The sequence below is a fragment of the Cellulomonas hominis genome, from assembly GCF_014201095.1.
GTDB classification, from domain to species: Bacteria; Actinomycetota; Actinomycetes; order Actinomycetales; family Cellulomonadaceae; genus Cellulomonas; species Cellulomonas hominis.
In genome coordinates this window covers 804,965-821,800 of sequence record NZ_JACHDN010000001.1, presented here as the reverse complement: position 1 = coordinate 821,800, position 16,836 = coordinate 804,965, and the positions used below count along the sequence as shown (strand labels likewise).

The window sequence follows — 16,836 nt, the reverse complement described above, 5'->3', positions numbered from 1 at the left end:
CGGGCCGTCTCATGAGCCGCGCGCCGAGGGGGCTCAGCCCTCGACGGCCTCCGCGAGCGCCATCCACCGCTCCTCGACCTCGGCGACCTCGGCCTCGAGCGCGCCCTTGTCCTTCCCGAGGGCGGTGAGGCCGACGTAGTCCGCCGGGTCGTGCTCGGCCATCGTCCTGTCGAGCGCCTCGATCTGCCCGGACAGCTTGGAGATCCGGCGCTCGAGGGCGCCGAGCTCCTTCTTCGCCGCGCGCAGCTCCGCTCCGTCCAGCCCGGGACCGCCGTCGGCCGCCGCGCCCCCGGTCGCCTCAGTCGGCGCGCCCGTGACCACCGGGTTCCCGCTGCGGTGGTGGTCGAGCAGCCGGAGGTACTCGTCCACCCCGCCCGGCACGTGGCGGAACCGGCCGTCGAGGATCGCGTACTGCTGGTCCGTCACCCGCTCCAGCAGGTACCGGTCGTGCGAGACGACCAGCAGCGTGCCCGGCCAGGTGTCGAGCAGGTCCTCCATCGCGGCGAGCATGTCGGTGTCCAGGTCGTTGGACGGCTCGTCCAGGACCAGCACGTTCGGCTCGTCCAGCAGGATGAGCAGCAGCTGCAGCCGGCGCCGCTGCCCGCCGGACAGGTCCTTCACCGGCGTGGACATCTGCGCGTTCGTGAACCCCAGCCGCTCGAGGAGCTGGCCCGGGGTCATCTCCTTGCCGCCGGCGACGTACGTGGTGCGGTAGCGGCCGATGACGTCGCTGACCCGGTCGTCGGCGATGTCGGCGAGCTCGGCGAGCTCCTGGGTCAGCGTGGCGACCTTGACCGTCTTGCCGCGCTTGACCCGGCCGGACGTCGCGGTGACCTCGCCGGTGACCAGGCCGAGCAGCGTGGACTTCCCCGCGCCGTTCACGCCGAGGATCCCGGTGCGCTCGCCCGGACCGACCAGCCAGGTCACCCGGTGCAGCACCTCGTGGTCCCCGTAGGCCACCGACACGTCCTCGATGTCCACGACGTCCTTGCCGAGCCGGGCGGTCGCCATCCGGGACAGCTCGACGGTGTTGCGCGGCGGCGGGACGTCGGCGATCAGGGCGTTCGCCGCGTCGATGCGGAACTTGGGCTTCGACGTCCGGGCGGGGGCGCCGCGGCGCAGCCACGCGAGCTCCTTGCGCATGAGGTTCTGCCGCTTGGCCTCCGTGGCGGCGGCCATCCGGTCGCGCTCCACGCGCTGCAGCACGTACGCGGCGTACCCGCCCTCGAACGGCTCGACGACCCCGTCGTGCACCTCCCAGGTCGCGGTGCACACCTCGTCCAGGAACCAGCGGTCGTGGGTGACGACCAGCAGCCCGCCGGCGTTCGCGGACCACCGGCGGTTCAGGTGCCGGGCCAGCCAGGTGACCGCCTCGACGTCCAGGTGGTTGGTCGGCTCGTCCAGCATGAGCACGTCGTCGTCGCCCGCGAGCAGCGCCGCCAGCGCGACCCGGCGCCGCTGCCCGCCGGACAGGTCACCGACCCGCTTGTCCCACGGCAGGTCCCCGACGAGCCCGCTCACCACGTCGCGGATCCGGGCGTCGCCGGCCCACTCGTGCTCGGCGCGGTCGCCGACCACCGCCGCGCCGACCGTGAGCGACGGGTCCAGGGTGTCGGTCTGGTCGAGCACGCCGATCCGCACGCCGCCGCGCACGGTGACCCGCCCGGAGTCGGGGGTCAGCCGGCCCGCGAGCAGCGCCAGGAGGGACGACTTGCCGTCGCCGTTGCGGCCCACGATCCCGACGCGGTCTCCCTCGTCCAGCCCCACGGTGACGCCGCCGAACACGCGCTTGGTGGGGAAGGACAGGTGCAGCGCTTCGCCGCCGAGCAGGTGGGCCATGCGGCAAGGGTAGGCGGCGCGGCGGCCGGTACGGTGGGCCGGTGCAGCCCCCCGTGCCCTCCGACGCGCCCGTCCACGACGACCCGGACGCCCCGGGCTGGCGGCGGCCGGCGATCACCGCGGACCAGCGGCGCGCCGACGTGCTGCTCGCCGCGGGCCTGCTCGTCGGGGCGATCCTGAGCCTCGCGCTCGGCCGCACGGCCGGCATGTACGAGGAGCCCGCCGAGGGCTGGGTGGCGGTGCTGCTCGTCCTGGCCGTGACCGCCCCGCTCGCGCTGCGACGCCGGTGGCCCGCGGCCGTCGCGCTCGTGATCACGGCGGCGTTCGTGGCGCTCGCGGAGCTGCGGGTGCCCGAGACGCTGTTCGCGAACATCTCCCTGTTCATGGCCCTGTACACGGTCGGGGCCTGGGACGCCCACCGGCTGCGGGCGCTGTGGGTGCGGGCCGGGATCGTCGTCGCGATGTTCGTCTGGCTGCTGATCGCGATGTTCCAGGCGGTCACCGACCCCGAGGGCATCGAGGGGTTCTCCAACGCGGGGGCGTTCTCGCCGCTGGTGGCGTACCTGCTCATCCAGCTGCTGACGAACATCCTCTACTTCGCCGGTGCCTGGTGGTTCGGCGAGCACGCGTGGAACGCCGCCCGCGAGCGCGCCCGCACCGAGTACCGCGGCCGGCTGCTGGTCGGCGAGCGGCGCCGGGTCGAGGAGCAGGCGGTGGCCATCGAGCGGCTGCGCCTGGCGCGCGAGCTGCACGACGCGGTCGCCCACCACGTGTCGCTGATGGGCGTGCAGGCCGCCGCCGCGCGCACCGTGCTGGCGAGCGACCCGGACGCGGCGGCCGACGCGCTGGTGCAGGTGGAGGACTCCGCGCGCGAGGCCGTCGACGAGCTGTACGGCCTGCTCACGACGCTCCGGGAGTCGGGCGAGGCCGGGCCCGACGCCGGGCCGGCGGTCGCCTCCCTGTCGGTCGAGCGGCTGCCCGAGCTGGTGCAGCAGGCCGCCGACGGCGGGCTGACCGCGGCGTACCAGGTGGTCGGCGAGCCGGTGCGGGTGCCGCCCCTGACGTCGCTCAACCTGTACCGGATCTGCCAGGAGGCGCTGACGAACGTGCGCAAGCACGCCGGCGCGGGCGCCCGGGTGGACGTCCGGCTGCGGTACGAGGGCGACGCGGTCGAGCTGGAGGTCGCCGACGACGGCACCGGCGGCCGGCGGCTGGGGCGGCGTCAGTCCGGGGGCCTGGGACTGGTCGGCATGCGGGAGCGGGTGGCCGCGGACGGCGGCACGCTCGAGGCGGGCGCCCGCGGGCGCGGAGGTTTCCTGGTGCGGGCGCGGGTGCCGCTCGCGCCGCGCTCGGGAGGGCCACGATGACGCAGGACACGACCACCTTCGGACCCGACCGGCCCGTGCGGGTGCTGCTCGCGGACGACCAGGCGCTGCTGCGCGCCGGGCTCGCGACCATCCTCGGCGCGGCCGTGGACCTGGAGGTCGTGGGGCAGGCCGGCACCGGGCGGGAGGCCGTCGACCTCGCGCGGTCGCTGCGGCCGGACGTCGTCTGCATGGACGTGCAGATGCCGGAGATGGACGGCCTGGAGGCCACCCGGCGGATCGTCGCCGACCCGGAGGTCAGCGCGGGCGTGCTCGTGCTCACGACGTTCAACCGGGACGACTACCTGCTGGAGTCGCTGCAGGCCGGGGCCGCGGGGTTCCTGCTGAAGAACTCCCGGCCCGAGCAGCTGGCCGACGCGGTGCGCGCGGTCGCGGCGGGCGACGCCCTCCTCTCGCCGGAGGTCACCCGCGCCGTGATCTCCCGCGCGGTGTCCGCCGGCTCCGCCCCGGGGATGAGGACGCCGGCCGCCGGCACCGCGCCCGGGGGCGACGCGGCGGCCGCGGCGGGCCTGACCGAGCGCGAGACCGAGGTGCTGCGCCTGGTCGCCCGCGGCCTGAGCAACGACGAGATCGCCGCGGAGCTGGTGCTCGGGCGGGCCACGGTCAAGACCCACGTGTCGAACGTGCTGATGAAGCTCGGCCTGCGGGACCGGGTGCAGGCCGTGGTGTTCGCGTACCGGCACGGCCTGACGGACTGAGCCCGCCCGGCGCTCCGCCCCCGGGCGGAGTCCGCAGGTTCCGCCCCGCGGCTGAGGTGCGCCGCCCCCCGCCTCCGTAGCGTTGACCTCGGACGACGCGACAGCGGGACAGGAGATCGACATGTTGCGACTCGACGGCATCCACCGGACCTTCGGGGACCGCCTGGTGCTGGACGACGTGGGCTTCGAGGTGCAGCGGGGCAAGCTGACGGGCTTCGTCGGCGGCAACGGTGCGGGCAAGACCACCACGATGCGGATCGTGCTCGGCGTGCTCACGCCGGACTCGGGCACCGTCACCTTCGACGGCCGGCCGCTGGACGACGACCGGCGGCGCGCCTTCGGCTACATGCCGGAGGAGCGCGGGCTGTACCCGAAGATGCACGTGCTCGACCAGATCGCCTACCTGGCGCGGCTGCACGGCTACGACCGGCGCACCGCCACCGAGCGGGCCCGGGAGCTGCTCGAGAAGCTCGGCCTCGGCGAGCGGCTGTCCGACCCGGTCGACGACCTGTCGCTCGGCAACCAGCAGCGCGCGCAGATCGCCGCGGCGCTGGTGCACGACCCCGAGGTGCTGGTCCTGGACGAGCCGTTCTCCGGCCTGGACCCGATGGCGGTCGACCTGGTGCTCGGGGTGCTGCAGGAGCACGCCGCCCGCGGGGTGCCCGTGCTGTTCTCCTCGCACCAGCTCGACGTGGTCGAGCGCCTGTGCGACGACGTGGTCGTCATCGCCGGCGGGAAGATCCGCGCCGCGGGGGAGAAGGAGGCGCTGCGCGCCCAGTACGCCGAGCCCCGGTACGAGATCACCTCCGGCGGTGACATGGGCTGGCTCCGCACCGAGCCGGGCGTGCGCGTCGTCGAGTTCGACGGCGGCTACGCGCTGTTCGACGCCGACGAGGCCACCGCCCAGCGGGTGCTCCGCGCCGCGCTCGACGCCGCGCCGGTCACCCAGTTCGCGCCGGTCCGCCCGCGGCTGGCCGAGATCTTCCGCGACATCGTCACCGACGAGGAGCGCCACGACGACGAGCCCGCCGCCGCGCGGACGAAGGAGACGGTCCGATGAGCTCCCGCACCCCCGTCCTGCCGACCGGCGACCGCCCGCGGCCCGCCACCCCGAGCGCCGTGCAGAGCACGCTCATGGTGGCCGAGCGCGAGATCGTCACCCAGGTCCGCACGAAGTCGTTCATCATCTCGACCGTCGTGCTCCTGGTCGCCGCCCTCGGCGGCATCATCCTCACCTCGGTGCTGGGCGACACGCTCGGCGGCGGCGACACCAAGGTCGCGGTGGTCCCGGAGACCGCCGCGGTCGTGGAGGACGTCGACGGGCTGGAGGCGGTCGACGCCGCCGACCCCGACGCGGCGCGCGCCCTCGTGGAGTCCGAGGAGGTCTCCGCGGCCGTGCTGCCGGACAGCGACCCGGACAACCCGCTCGGCGTCGTGGTCGTCGGCCTGGACTCCGCGCCGGACTCCGTGCTCGGGGCGCTCGCGGTGACCCCGCCGGTCGAGCTGCTCGAGGAGTCCGCCACCTCCGACGGCCTGCGCTACCTGGTGTCGTTGCTGTTCGGCGCCGTGTTCCTCATGGCCGCGTCCTCGTTCGGCGGAACCATCGCGCAGAACACCGTGCAGGAGAAGCAGTCCCGCATCGTGGAGATCCTGCTGTCCACCGTGCCGCCGCGGGCGCTGCTCGCCGGCAAGGTGCTCGGCAACACCGTCCTCGCGGTCGGTCAGATCGCCGCCATCGCCGCGGTCGCCGTGGTCGGGCTGGTCATCACCGGCCAGGACGACGTGCTCGGGCTCGTCGGGGCGCCGGTCGCGTGGTTCGTGCTGTTCTTCCTGGTCGGGTTCGTGCTGCTCGCGGCGATGTTCGCCTCCGCGGCCTCGCTGGTCTCCCGCATCGAGGACACCGGCTCGGTGCTCATGCCGGTGATCATGCTGGTGATGCTCCCGTACTTCGGGGTGATCTTCTTCAACGACAACGAGACCGTCCTGACCGTCATGTCGTACATCCCGTTCAGCGCGGCCGTCGGGATGCCGGTGCGGCTGTTCCTCGGGGAGGCCGCCTGGTGGGAGCCGCTGCTGTCCCTGGCGATCCTGCTGGTCTCCGCGGCGGTGGTCACGGCGATCGGCGCGCGGATCTACGAGCGCTCGGTGCTGCGCACCGGCCGGCGCGTGAAGCTGTCGGAGGCGCTGGCCAAGGCCGCCTGACGACGACCGGCGCGCGCGGCACCCGGGAGGGGGGTGCCGCGCGCGTCTGCGTCTGTGGGTCAGGGGGTGTCGAAGGGGGCGACCAGGGTGCGGAGCAGGTCCGCCAGACGGTCGCGGTCCGCGTCCGGGAGGGCCGACAGCAGGGTGCGCTCGACCTCCAGGAGCGTCGACATGGCCGCGTCCACCCGGGTGCGGCCCTCGTCCGTGAGGCTGACCAGCACCCCGCGGCGGTCGTCCGGGGACGGCAGCCGCTGCACCAGGGCGCGGGAGGCCAGCCGGTCGATGCGGTTCGTCATCGTCCCGCTGGTGACCAGGGTCTGCGTCAGCAGCGCCCCCGGCGACATCCGGTAGGGCGCGCCCGCGCGGCGCAGCGCCGACAGCACGTCGAACTCCCACGGCTCCAGCCCGTGCCGGGCGAACGCCTGCCGCCGCGCGAGGTCCAGGTGCCGGGACAGCCGGGTCACCCGGGACAGCACCGACAGCGGCGCGACGTCGAGGTCCGGGCGCTCGCGGGCCCACGCCTCGACGATGCGGTCCACCTCGTCCCGGGCGGGCGCGCTCCCGCCGGTCGCGGGAGGGACGGCAGCCGACATGCGGGCGAGGCTACCCGCTGCGCGTGCCCGCACCCCGGCAAGGGCGCGCGGTGCGTCAGGCCGGCGGGTCGCCGGCGTCGGGCTTCGGCGTCTTCGGGGTCGTCCGCGGCCGGGCCGCCTCGGTCGTCAGCTTCGGGCGGCGCTCCATGCCGGACAGGCCGTTCCACGCGAGGTTCACCAGCGCTGCGGCGACGTCCGCCTTCTTCGGGCTGCGGGCGTCCAGCCAGTGCTGGCCGGTGAGCGCGACCATGCCGACGAGCATCTGCGCGTAGATCGGGGCGGTGCGCGGGTCCAGGTGCTGCTTCTTGAACTGCGCCGCCAGCAGGTGCTCGACCTGGGTGGCGACGTCCCCGATGAGGCTCGAGAACGTCCCGGTGGCCTGCGCCACCGGGGAGTCCCGCACGAGGATCCGGAACCCGTCCTCGGAGTCCTCGATGTACCCGAGCAGCGCCAGCGCCGACCGCTCGACCATGACCTTCGGGTGCCCGCCCTCGTCCAGCGCCCCGGACAGCGCGCTGGTCAGCGCCTGGATCTCCCGGTCGACGACGACGGCGTAGATGCCCTCCTTGCCGCCGAAGTGCTCGTACACGACGGGCTTGGACACCTCGGCGCGCGCGGCGATCTCCTCGACGGACGTGCCCTCGAACCCCTTCTCGGCGAACAGCTGCCGGCTGACCTCGAGCAGCTGCTCGCGCCGCTGCGTCGCGGTCATGCGGGCGCGCGTCGTGCGGGGGCGCCGGGGTTCGGAGGCCATCGGGCCATCCTGTCAGGCCCGACGGGCCCGTGGGGCGACCCGGGGGCGCGCCGCGGCCTGGCAGACTGGCCGCCGACGCGCGGCCCCGGCCGTGCGGTCCGCCCTGGTGTAACGGCAGCACGCAGGCCTTTGGAGCCTTGAGGTCCGGGTTCGAATCCTGGGGGCGGAGCGGGGTGCGCTCAGCGCGCCGCCCTGCGCCGGGCGACCGTCATCTCGTGCAGCTCCTCGCGCTGCTCGTCGTCGTCCATGACCAGCCAGACGAGGCCGCAGTTCTGCGGGCCGTCCGCGCCCGGGAAGCAGAGGGTGCAGGCGTCGCCCGGTCGGATCGGGCACTTCGGGACCGGGTGTCCCATGGCATCTCCTTCGCGGACGCGCGGCGGGGGACGCGCCCCCGTGGCGAGCGTACGCCCGCGGCGGGGCCGCCCCCGCCAGGGCCCCGGCCGGCCGGAGGGCCGCCGGGCGGGCGTGCGTAGGCACCCGCCCGGCGGCCCGGTCCGTCACGCCCCGAGCAGCACCCGCGCCGCCTCGGCGTCGAGCAGCGCCCGCACGGCGTCCCGCCCGGCGGCGGCGTCCGCCGCCCCGAGCGCGGCGTCCGCCATCGCCCGGCAGTCCGCCAGCGTGTGCGCCCGGAGCGCGTACCGCGCGGCCGGCACCCGGACGGCCGCCATCGACAGCGACGTGATCCCGAGCCCGGCCAGCACGAGGGCCATCAGCGGGTCGGACGCGGACTCGCCGCAGACGCCGACCGGCTTGCCGAGCGCGACGCCGGCCCGCGCGGTGGCGGCGACGAGGTCGAGGACGGCGGGCTGCCACGGGTCGAGCAGGTCGGCGAGCTCGCCGCGTAGGCGGTCGGCGGCCATCGTGTACTGCGCGAGGTCGTTGGTGCCCAGGGAGACGAAGTCGACCTCGGCGAGGATGTCGCGGGCCCGCAGGGCGGCCGCGGGGACCTCGACCATGACGCCCACCGTCGCGATGCCGGCGGCGCGCGCCGCCGCGGCGAACGCCCGCGCCTCGGCGGGGGTGGCGATCATCGGGGCCATGACCCAGACGTCGCCGCGCCGCTCCTCGGGCAGTGCGCGCACGGCGGCCCCGAGCGCCTCGAGCTGCCGCTCGACGACGCCCGGCACCGACCGGACCAGGCGGTAGCCGCGGACGCCGAGCGCCGGGTTCTCCTCGTCGGGCTGGGTCGCGAACGCGAGCGGCTTGTCGGCGCCGGCGTCGAGCGTGCGGATGACGACCTTGCGGCCCGCGAACGCCTCGATCACCTCGGCGTAGGCGGCGGTCTGCGCGGCCACCGACGGCTCGGTGCGGGCGTCCAGGAACAGCACCTCGGTGCGGAACAGGCCCACGCCCTCGGCCGCGCCGGCGGCGTCCCGGGCGTCCGCCGGGGTGCCGACGTTGGCGAGCAGCGGGACCGGGTGGCCGTCGGCGGTGGCGCCCGGCCCGGTGGTGGCGGCGACGACCCGCTCGGCCGCGGCGCGGCGCTCGACCACGGCGACCGCGTCCGCCGACGGGTCGGCCTCGACGGTGCCCGCGGCGGCGTCCACCAGGACGCGCGTGCCCTCGGCCAGGGTGCCGGCGCCCGCGACGCGGACCACGCACGGCAGGCCGAGCTGGCCCGCGACGATCGCGGTGTGGCTGGTCGGCCCGCCGAGCTCGGTGACGATGGCCGCGACCTTCGTCAGGTCGAGCGCGGCGGTGTCGGCGGGGGACAGGTCGTCGGCGACCACGACGGCGGGGGCGTCGAGCGGCGCGAGGCCGGGCTCCGGGACCCCGAGCAGGCGGGCGACGGCGCGGTGCCGGACGCTGCGCAGGTCGGTGGCGCGCTCGGCCAGGTCGCCGCCCGCGGCGGTGAACACCGCGGCGAACCCCTCGACGGCCCGGTCGACGGCGGTCGCGGGCCCGGTGCCGGCGTGAACCAGGCGGGCGGCCTCGGCGGCGAGGGCCGGGTCGCCGGCCATGGTCGCGGCGGCCTCGAGCATGTGCCGCAGGTCCTCGTTGCCGGTCGCCGCGGCGCGGGCGCGCAGGTCGTCGCCGACCTCGCCCAGCACCGCGCGCAGCCGGGCCTCGGCGGCGGCGGGGTCGGCCGGGGCGGGCTCGTCGGCGGGCACCTCGGGCGCGGGGGCCACGCGGGCCACCGGGGCGACCGCGCAGCCGCGCCCGACGCCGATGCCGCGCAGGACGCGGGTGGCGGTGGCGGCGGCCGTGGTCACGACTGCCCCACCAGGTCGAGGTCGGTCGCCAGCAGGGCGGCGAGCTCCTCGAGCAGCGGCTCGGCGTCGGCGGCGTCCGCGGACAGCACGACCTCCTCGCCGTGCTGCAGCTTCAGGCCCATCACGGACAGGATGCTCGCGGCGTCGACGGCGGGCTCGCCGTCGCGGCCGATCAGCACGGCGTGGCCGCCGTCGGCCGCGGCGCGGGTGAGGAGGGACGCGGGGCGGGCGTGCAGGCCGGTGGCGGTCGCGACGCGGGCTCGACGGTGAGGCATGGCTTTCCCTTCGTCCCAGGGCGACAAAAAAGACCTGAGGCGTCCGACGTGGTGCCGGTGCCTCAGGTCTTGCCTGATCCGCTCAGTAACAACCCTGGTGGGCCCCAGTTGTACGACCCCGGCCCGCGCGGCGTCAAACCCCGGGGCGCCGGTGCGGCCTGACCTGGCTACTTGCGTTCCCTGCCGCGGCAGGGGCATGCTGCCGCCCGAAGCACCCGCTTCATCACGGCCACAGGGTTGTTACTCCTCGCGGAGGCAAGATCGGTGGCCCGGCGCACGGTCGTCCGTGCCTCCGGGTCTGATCGCCTCCCAGCGGCGGGACCGGACGCACGGTCCCAGGTCCCCGAGGACGACGTGGCCCCCCTCGCCCCGCGCTGGTCGCCGGCGAGACGCCCTCCTCCCCGCCCCGGGCGGTCGACGCGCCGCAGGCAGCCCCCGCCTGCGGTCGCCGAGCCCGCCGTCCGTTCCGCGCGCCGGCGTCCGACTGCGACGGAGCAGTCGCCCCCGTTCACGTCTCGGCCCCCTGCCGAGCCGGATCCGGTCCGCGGTGCAGCGGCCCGGGAGAGGAAGCGCCATGTACACCGAGTTCGCTCGCGTCACCGTCGACGCCGTGGGCGGCCCCGAGAACATCAGGCAGGTCACGCACTGCGCGACCCGCCTGCGGTTCCAGCTCGTCGACCCGTCGAAGGTCGACCGGCAGCGCATCGAGGAGCGCCCCGAGGCCGTCGGGGTCCTGGAGTCCCAGGGTCAGTTCCAGGTGATCGTCGGCCCGGGCGTCCCGGACGCCTACAAGGCCGTCGCCGCCGTCCCCGGCGTGCCCGGCGAGGACGAGGTGCGCACGCCGGCTCAGGCCGCGGCGGCCGCCGCCGCCGATGCGCCCGCCCCGGCGAAGGGCGGGTCCTGGCTCGACCGCCTCCTGGCGACGATCTCCGCGATCTTCACCCCGTACATCCCGGTGCTCGCGTCGGTCGGCATCATCAAGGGCCTGCTGGCCCTGTGCCTGCAGTTCGGCTGGCTCGCGGACACCTCGAGCACGTACGCGATCCTGTCGGCCGCCGGCAACGCGATGATCTACTTCTTCCCGGTGCTGCTGGCGTTCACGGCGGCGCGGCAGTTCGGCGCGAACCCCTACGTCGGCGCCACGATCGGCGCGGCGCTGATGGAGCCGACGCTCACGACGATCAACGTCACCGGCGAGCGCCTGGACTTCCTCGGCATCCCGTTCGTCGGGCAGTCGTTCGCCAACACGGTGATCCCGATCATCATCGGCATGTGGGCGTTCGCCTACCTGGAGCGGGGCCTGAAGAAGGTCCTGCCGCAGATCACGCACCTGCTGCTCGTGCCGGTGATCTCGCTGGTCGTCATGGTCCCGCTCATGCTCCTGGTGTTCGGCCCGATCGGGTTCGCGATCGCCAACGGCGTGGTCACCGGCTACGACTGGCTGGTCCAGTACCCGCTCGTGCTCAGCCTGATCTTCGGCGGGTTCTTCGTGTTCGTCATCGCCATCGGCGCGCACTGGCTGGTCACGCCGATCCTGCTGGCGATCCTGGCCGACCAGGGCAAGGAGTACGCGCTCGCCGCGGGTGGCATGGGCAACTACGCCATGCTCGGCGTCCTGCTCGCCGTGCTGCTGGTGACCCGGGACAAGGCGACGAAGACCGTCGCGGGCTCCGCGGCGTTCGTCAACGGCATCGCCGGCATCACCGAGCCCGGCCTGTACGGCGTCGTCGTCAAGAGCAAGAAGTACCTGGGCGCGGTGGTCGCCGGCGGCCTGGTCGGCGGCCTCATCTGCGGGCTGTTCGACGTGTACGTGACCGCGTTCGCGTTCAGCGGCGTCCTGGGCGCCCCGGCGTTCCTGGCCTCGCCGCGCGCGGTGCCGTACTTCGCGGCCGTGTTCGCGACCATCGCCGTCAGCTTCGTGCTGACGCTGCTGCTGGACCGGCGCGGCCGGGCGCGGCAGGACGCGGCGGCGGCCGAGGCCGTCGCCACCCCGGCGGCCGAGCCCGTCCCGGCCCGCTGACCCCCGCGGCGGCGGGGACGCCCCGCGCCTCCCCGCCGCCGCGCCCCTACCGCCCCGCCCCGCCCGCACCCGGAAGGCCCCCATGGATTTCCCGCACCTGTTCTCGCCCCTGCGCATCAACCGGGTGACCACCAAGAACCGCATCGTGGCGACCCCCACCGGGGACTTCTTCGAGGACAAGGCGCTCGGCGGCGCCGGCATCGTCATCACCGGCCACGCGATCGTCGAGCCGGGCCGGTCGTCCTACGCCAGCCCCGACGAGCCCGACGCGTTCTTCAAGTACGAGGTGGAGGACACCCGCCGCCGCGTGCTGAAGGCGCACCAGGCCGGGGCGAAGGCGTCGCTGGAGATCTTCCACGGCGGCCTGCACGCGCGCGTCAAGGACTTCGCCCGGGGCCCGTCGTCGTTCGTGCGGGAGGACGGCGTCGAGGTCCGCGGGATGTCCGAGGCCGACATGGCCGAGGTGCTGGAGCTGTGGGGCCGCACGGCCCGCAACGCCCGCGACCTGGGCTTCGACATGGTGTTCCTGCACTTCGGGCACGGGTGGCTGCCGGCGCAGTTCCTGTCCCCGCGCACCAACTTCCGGACCGACGAGTACGGCGGCTCCCTGGAGAACCGCGCGCGGTTCCCGCTGGCGATCCTGCAGGCGGTCCGCGCCGCCGTCGGGCCGGACTTCCCCGTGGACATGCGGATCAGCGCGGTGGAGTGGATGGAGAACTCCATCTCGTTCGAGGACACGCTCGCGTTCATCAGGCTGGCCGAGCCGTACATCGACACCGTGCAGATCTCGGCGGGCGTGGACATCGGGATCGAGGGCAACGTGCACCTCGCCACCACGAACTTCGAGGAGCACATGCCGAACGTGCCGTGGGCGGCGCGGGTCAAGGCGGAGGTGCAGATCCCGGTCAGCGTGGTCGGGGCGATCATGACGCCGGACGAGGCCGAGAACCTCATCGCGTCGGGCGTCGTCGACATGGTCGCGCTCGGGCGGCCGCTGATCGCCGACCCGGAGTGGCCCCGCAAGGCGCAGGAGGGCCGCGCCGACGAGATCGTGCCGTGCATCCGGTGCCTGCAGTGCTACCACATCAGCACCAACCGCCGGAACGTCGGCTGCTCGGTGAACCCGCGGTTCTGGAACGAGGAGTTCGTCCCGCGGCAGCTCACCATCACCCCGCGCCCGCGGCGCACCGTGGTCGTCGGCGGCGGCCCCGGCGGCATCACCGCGGCGCTCACCGCCGCGCAGCGCGGGCACGAGGTGGTGCTGCTGGAGCGGGAGGACGTGCTCGGCGGCCAGCTGCAGTACGTCGCCCGCGAGCACTACAAGCAGGACATCAAGGCCTACCTGGACTACCTGCTGCGGCAGATCGCGAACAGCAAGGTCGACGTCCGCACCGGCGTCGCCGCGACCCCGGAGGCCGTGCGGGAGCTCGCGCCGGACGCCCTGGTGATCGCGGTCGGCGCGACCGAGGTGGTGCCGCCGATCGTCGGGCTGGGCCAGCCGCACGTCATGACCGGGAACGAGGCGATCCTGCGGGAGGACGAGCTCGGCGACCGGGTGGTCGTCGTCGGCGCCGGGTCCATCGGCACCGAGATCGGCCTGGAGCTCGCGCGCCTGCGCGGCAAGGACGTCACGCTCGTCGACATCGGCACGACGTACGCGCCGCAGGGCAACAGCCTGTACCGCGAGGCCCTCCGCCAGAAGATCGAGGACACCCCGACGCTGGGCTTCCGGCTCGGGCGGCGCTGCCTGCGGATCGAGGCGGGCGCCGTGGTCGTGGCGGACGCCGACGGCGTCGAGGAGGCGCTGCCCGCGGACCACGTGGTCGTGTCCGTCGGCATGCGGGCGCGGGACGACCTGGCCCGGTCGTTCTACGGGATCACGCCGGAGACGGTGGTGGTCGGGGACTGCGTGCGGCCCCGGATCATCATGGACGCCGTCTTCGAGGGCCACACGTACGCCATGAACCTCTGACGGGCCCCGCGCCCGCCTGCACGTCGCACCACGAGAAGGAGCACCGATGCCCACGAAGGACGAGAGCCGCCGACCCCTCTGGGGCCGGGGGCGCCGCCGCGAGGCCGCCGCGCCCGAGCCCGTCGAGGCCGGCGCCGTCCGGGTCGGCGCTCCCGTCGCCGGCGCGGCCGTGCCGCTGGCCGAGGTCGAGGACCCCGCGTTCTCGGCCGGGCTGCTCGGCCCGGGGATGGCGGTCCGGCCGTCGTCCGGCACCGTCGTCGCGCCGCTGGCCGGCACCGTCGTGACGGCCATGCCGCACGCGTACGGCCTGCGGTCGGACGCCGGGGTCGAGGTGCTGGTGCACATCGGCATCGACACCGTCACGCTGAACGGGCAGCACTTCGCGCCCGCCGTCGAGGCCGGCGCCCGGGTGGCCGCCGGCGACGTGCTCGCCCGCGTCGACCTCGCCGGCGTCGAGGCGGCGGGCTGCCCCACCACGGTGGTGCTGGTCGTGACCAACGCGCGGGCGCTCGGCGGGGTCGAGACCGGGGCCCCGGGCCCGGTCGACGCCGGCCGGACGCTCCTGACCGTCACCCCTGCGGCCTGAGGAGGACCCGTGCAGCACCGCACCCTGCGCCCGTTCCCGCCGTCCTTCCTGTGGGGCGCCTCCACGTCCGCCTACCAGGTGGAGGGCGCCGCGGCCGAGGACGGCAAGGGCCCGTCGATCATGGACGCCCGCACGGACCGCCCGGCCGGCGTGGCGGACTACACCGTCGCGAGCGACCACTACCACCGGATGGAGGAGGACGTGGCGCTCATGGCCGAGCTCGGCCTGCGCGCCTACCGGTTCTCCGTCTCGTGGTCCCGCGTGATCCCCGACGGCGACGGCGAGGTGAACCCCGCGGGGCTCGCGTTCTACGGCCGGCTGGTCGACGCGCTGCTCGCCCACGGCATCGAGCCGGTTCTGACGATGTACCACTTCGACCTGCCGCAGGCGCTGCAGGCGAAGGGCGGCTGGTCCTCGCGGTCGACCGTCGACGCCTTCGAGCGCTACGCGCGGGTGCTGACCGCCGCGCTCGGCGACCGCGTCCGGTACTGGCTGACGATCAACGAGCAGAACATCATGATCCTGTTCGGCGGCGCGCTCGGGATCCCCGCGCCGGGCGGCGACGACCCGCAGCGCGAGATCTACCAGCAGAACCACCACATGCTCGTCGCGCAGGCGCGGGCCATGCGGGCGGTGCACGAGGTGCCCGGCGCGCTCGTCGGTCCGGCACCGAACATCGCCTGCGTGTACCCGGCGAGCAGCGACCCCCTGGACGTCGTCGCCGCCGAGGACTTCGCGGCGATCCGGAACTGGCTGTACCTCGACGCGGCCGTGCACGGGGTCTACAACCCGACGGCTTGGGCGTACCTGGGGGAGCGGGGCTGGCGGCCCGCGATCGAACCGGGCGACCTGGCCGACCTGGCCGCCGGGCGCCCGGACTTCGTGGCGTTCAACTACTACACGTCGCACACCGTCGGGGCGCCGACGCCCGACGGGCCCGAGAAGGGCGGCTCGCAGGACCAGCACCTGCTCATCGGCGAGGCCGGCGTGTACCGCGGGGTGTCCAACCCGCACCTGACGACCAGCGAGTTCGGCTGGGAGATGGACCCGGTCGGCTTCCGGACGACGTTCCGCCAGCTCTACGACCGGTACCGGCTCCCGCTGCTCGTCACCGAGAACGGGCTCGGCGCCCCGGACGTCCTCGAGGCGGACGGCTCGGTGCACGACCCCTACCGGATCGCCTACCTGCGCGACCACGTCGACCAGATCCAGCAGGCCGTCACCGACGGCGTCGACGTCCTCGGCTACTGCCCGTGGGCGGCGATCGACCTGGTGTCCACGCACCAGGGCATGCGCAAGCGGTACGGGTTCGTCTACGTCGACCGCGACGAGGGCGACCTGCGCACGCTGGACCGGTACCGCAAGGACTCCTTCCACTGGTACCGCGAGCTGATCGCGACCCACGGGCAGCGGAGGTGACGATGCGCGTCAAGCAGGTCCTGAACAACAGCGTCGTGCTCGGGATCGACGACGCCGGGACCGAGGTCATCCTGCTCGGTCCCGGCCTGGGCTTCCGCACCTCGCCGGGCGACGACGTGGACCCCGCGGCGGTGCAGCGCACCTTCGTGCCGGACGGCATCGGGTCGCTCGAGCGGCTCGCGGCGATGGTGGAGGAGATCTCCATCGACGCGGTGGCGGCGTCCGAGGAGGTGATGCGCGCCGGGCGCGAGCGCCTGGGGCCGCACGTGACCGCCCGGGTGCTCATCCCGCTCGCGGACCACATCGGGTTCGCCCTCCGCCGGGTCCGCGAGGGCACCGCGATGGAGTACCCGCTGCGCTCCGAGCTGTCCTACCTGTACCCGGCCGAGCTCGCGTTCGGGCGCGAGGCGCTCGACATCGTGGAGCGGCGGACGGGCGTGCGGCTGCCCGCGTCCGAGGCGGTGCCCATCGCCATGCACTTCGTCAACGCGCAGTTCGGCTCGGACGACATGCGCGAGTACGTGCGGATGACCGAGGCGCTGCAGCGGATCCTGCAGATCATCGACGACGAGCACGGCATCCGGTTCGACGAGGGCGCGGTCGACGTCGCCCGCTTCGTCACGCACCTGCGGTTCCTGTTCGTGCGGGCGCGGCAGCACCCGAAGCCGCCGGCGCCGGGCGTGCCGAGCGGCAGCGGCGACACCGACGAGGTGCTCGCGGCGGTGCGGGCGTCCAAGCCGCGGCAGTTCGCCTCCGCGGTGCGGATCGGCGCGCTGCTCGAGGAGCTCTTCGACTGGAGCGTCGACGCCGACGAGCTGCTGTACCTCACGCTGCACGTCGCCCGGCTGACCGGGTCGGCGCCGCGGTGAGGCCCCGGTGA

At 74.7% G+C, this 16,836-nt stretch carries 15 protein-coding genes and 1 tRNA gene; 10 read left to right on the top strand and 6 right to left on the bottom strand.

The genetic code is table 11. The features are described 5' to 3' along the window. Positions 1 to 33: 33 nt before the first annotated feature. Positions 34 to 1,839 (bottom strand): ABC-F family ATP-binding cassette domain-containing protein, encoded by a 1,806-nt coding sequence (locus tag HNR08_RS03855; RefSeq protein ID WP_146838269.1) that lies wholly within the window; start codon positions 1,837 to 1,839, stop codon positions 34 to 36. A gap of 41 nt (positions 1,840 to 1,880) precedes the next feature. On the opposite strand from HNR08_RS03855, the gene HNR08_RS03850 reads away from it, so the two are divergent. The 4 genes from HNR08_RS03850 to HNR08_RS03835 all read left to right on the top strand — a co-directional run bounded on the left by HNR08_RS03850 (position 1,881) and on the right by HNR08_RS03835 (position 6,124). After that, on the top strand, positions 1,881 to 3,206 hold the full coding sequence (locus HNR08_RS03850; RefSeq protein ID WP_146838267.1) for a sensor histidine kinase: 1,326 nt from the start codon (positions 1,881 to 1,883) through the stop codon (positions 3,204 to 3,206). Further along, positions 3,203 to 3,922 (top strand): response regulator, encoded by a 720-nt coding sequence (locus HNR08_RS03845; protein ID WP_146838265.1) that lies wholly within the window; start codon positions 3,203 to 3,205, stop codon positions 3,920 to 3,922. Before HNR08_RS03850 ends, HNR08_RS03845 begins: the two co-directional genes overlap by 4 nt. Before the next feature lie 121 nt (positions 3,923 to 4,043). Continuing rightward, positions 4,044 to 4,982 carry an ABC transporter ATP-binding protein gene (locus HNR08_RS03840; RefSeq protein WP_146838264.1) on the top strand — a complete coding sequence of 313 codons (939 nt, stop codon included), beginning with the start codon at positions 4,044 to 4,046 and terminating at the stop codon, positions 4,980 to 4,982. Further along, positions 4,979 to 6,124, top strand: coding sequence for an ABC transporter permease (locus tag HNR08_RS03835; RefSeq protein ID WP_146838262.1), 1,146 nt, complete (start codon positions 4,979 to 4,981; stop codon positions 6,122 to 6,124). Before HNR08_RS03840 ends, HNR08_RS03835 begins: the two co-directional genes overlap by 4 nt. Before the next feature lie 59 nt (positions 6,125 to 6,183). On the opposite strand, the gene HNR08_RS03830 is transcribed toward HNR08_RS03835, so the two are convergent. Both HNR08_RS03830 and HNR08_RS03825 read right to left on the bottom strand, forming a co-directional pair. After that, complete coding sequence (locus tag HNR08_RS03830; protein WP_146838260.1) at positions 6,184 to 6,717, bottom strand: MarR family winged helix-turn-helix transcriptional regulator; 534 nt, start codon at positions 6,715 to 6,717, stop codon at positions 6,184 to 6,186. Positions 6,718 to 6,772: 55 nt separating this feature from the next. After that, entirely contained in the window at positions 6,773 to 7,429 is a 657-nt protein-coding gene (locus tag HNR08_RS03825; RefSeq protein ID WP_146838281.1) for a TetR/AcrR family transcriptional regulator, read from the bottom strand. Between the two features lie 139 nt (positions 7,430 to 7,568). Between HNR08_RS03825 and HNR08_RS03820 the strand changes: the two genes are divergently transcribed. Further along, positions 7,569 to 7,640, top strand: a tRNA-Gln gene (locus HNR08_RS03820). 10 nt (positions 7,641 to 7,650) lie between these two features. Here HNR08_RS03820 and HNR08_RS03815 read toward each other — a convergent pair. The 3 genes from HNR08_RS03815 to HNR08_RS03805 all read right to left on the bottom strand — a co-directional run bounded on the left by HNR08_RS03815 (position 7,651) and on the right by HNR08_RS03805 (position 9,959). Further along, positions 7,651 to 7,824 (bottom strand): DUF6767 domain-containing protein, encoded by a 174-nt coding sequence (locus HNR08_RS03815; RefSeq protein ID WP_183834791.1) that lies wholly within the window; start codon positions 7,822 to 7,824, stop codon positions 7,651 to 7,653. Between the two features lie 144 nt (positions 7,825 to 7,968). After that, complete coding sequence (gene ptsP, locus HNR08_RS03810) at positions 7,969 to 9,684, bottom strand: phosphoenolpyruvate--protein phosphotransferase (RefSeq protein WP_146838258.1); 1,716 nt, start codon at positions 9,682 to 9,684, stop codon at positions 7,969 to 7,971. Further along, positions 9,681 to 9,959, bottom strand: coding sequence for an HPr family phosphocarrier protein (locus HNR08_RS03805; RefSeq protein WP_146838256.1), 279 nt, complete (start codon positions 9,957 to 9,959; stop codon positions 9,681 to 9,683). Before HNR08_RS03805 ends, ptsP begins: the two co-directional genes overlap by 4 nt. A gap of 574 nt (positions 9,960 to 10,533) precedes the next feature. Here HNR08_RS03805 and HNR08_RS03800 point away from each other — a divergent pair. The 5 genes from HNR08_RS03800 to HNR08_RS03780 all read left to right on the top strand — a co-directional run bounded on the left by HNR08_RS03800 (position 10,534) and on the right by HNR08_RS03780 (position 16,825). Continuing rightward, on the top strand, positions 10,534 to 11,979 hold the full coding sequence (locus tag HNR08_RS03800; protein ID WP_146838254.1) for a PTS transporter subunit EIIC: 1,446 nt from the start codon (positions 10,534 to 10,536) through the stop codon (positions 11,977 to 11,979). Between the two features lie 82 nt (positions 11,980 to 12,061). Further along, on the top strand, positions 12,062 to 13,951 hold the full coding sequence (locus HNR08_RS03795) for an oxidoreductase (RefSeq protein WP_146838252.1): 1,890 nt from the start codon (positions 12,062 to 12,064) through the stop codon (positions 13,949 to 13,951). A gap of 46 nt (positions 13,952 to 13,997) precedes the next feature. Beyond that, complete coding sequence (locus HNR08_RS03790) at positions 13,998 to 14,537, top strand: PTS sugar transporter subunit IIA (protein WP_146838250.1); 540 nt, start codon at positions 13,998 to 14,000, stop codon at positions 14,535 to 14,537. Between the two features lie 9 nt (positions 14,538 to 14,546). After that, on the top strand, positions 14,547 to 15,956 hold the full coding sequence (locus tag HNR08_RS03785; RefSeq protein ID WP_146838248.1) for a glycoside hydrolase family 1 protein: 1,410 nt from the start codon (positions 14,547 to 14,549) through the stop codon (positions 15,954 to 15,956). A 2-nt stretch (positions 15,957 to 15,958) separates the two neighbouring features. Continuing rightward, entirely contained in the window at positions 15,959 to 16,825 is an 867-nt protein-coding gene (locus HNR08_RS03780; protein ID WP_146838246.1) for a PRD domain-containing protein, read from the top strand. Positions 16,826 to 16,836 lie beyond the last annotated feature (11 nt).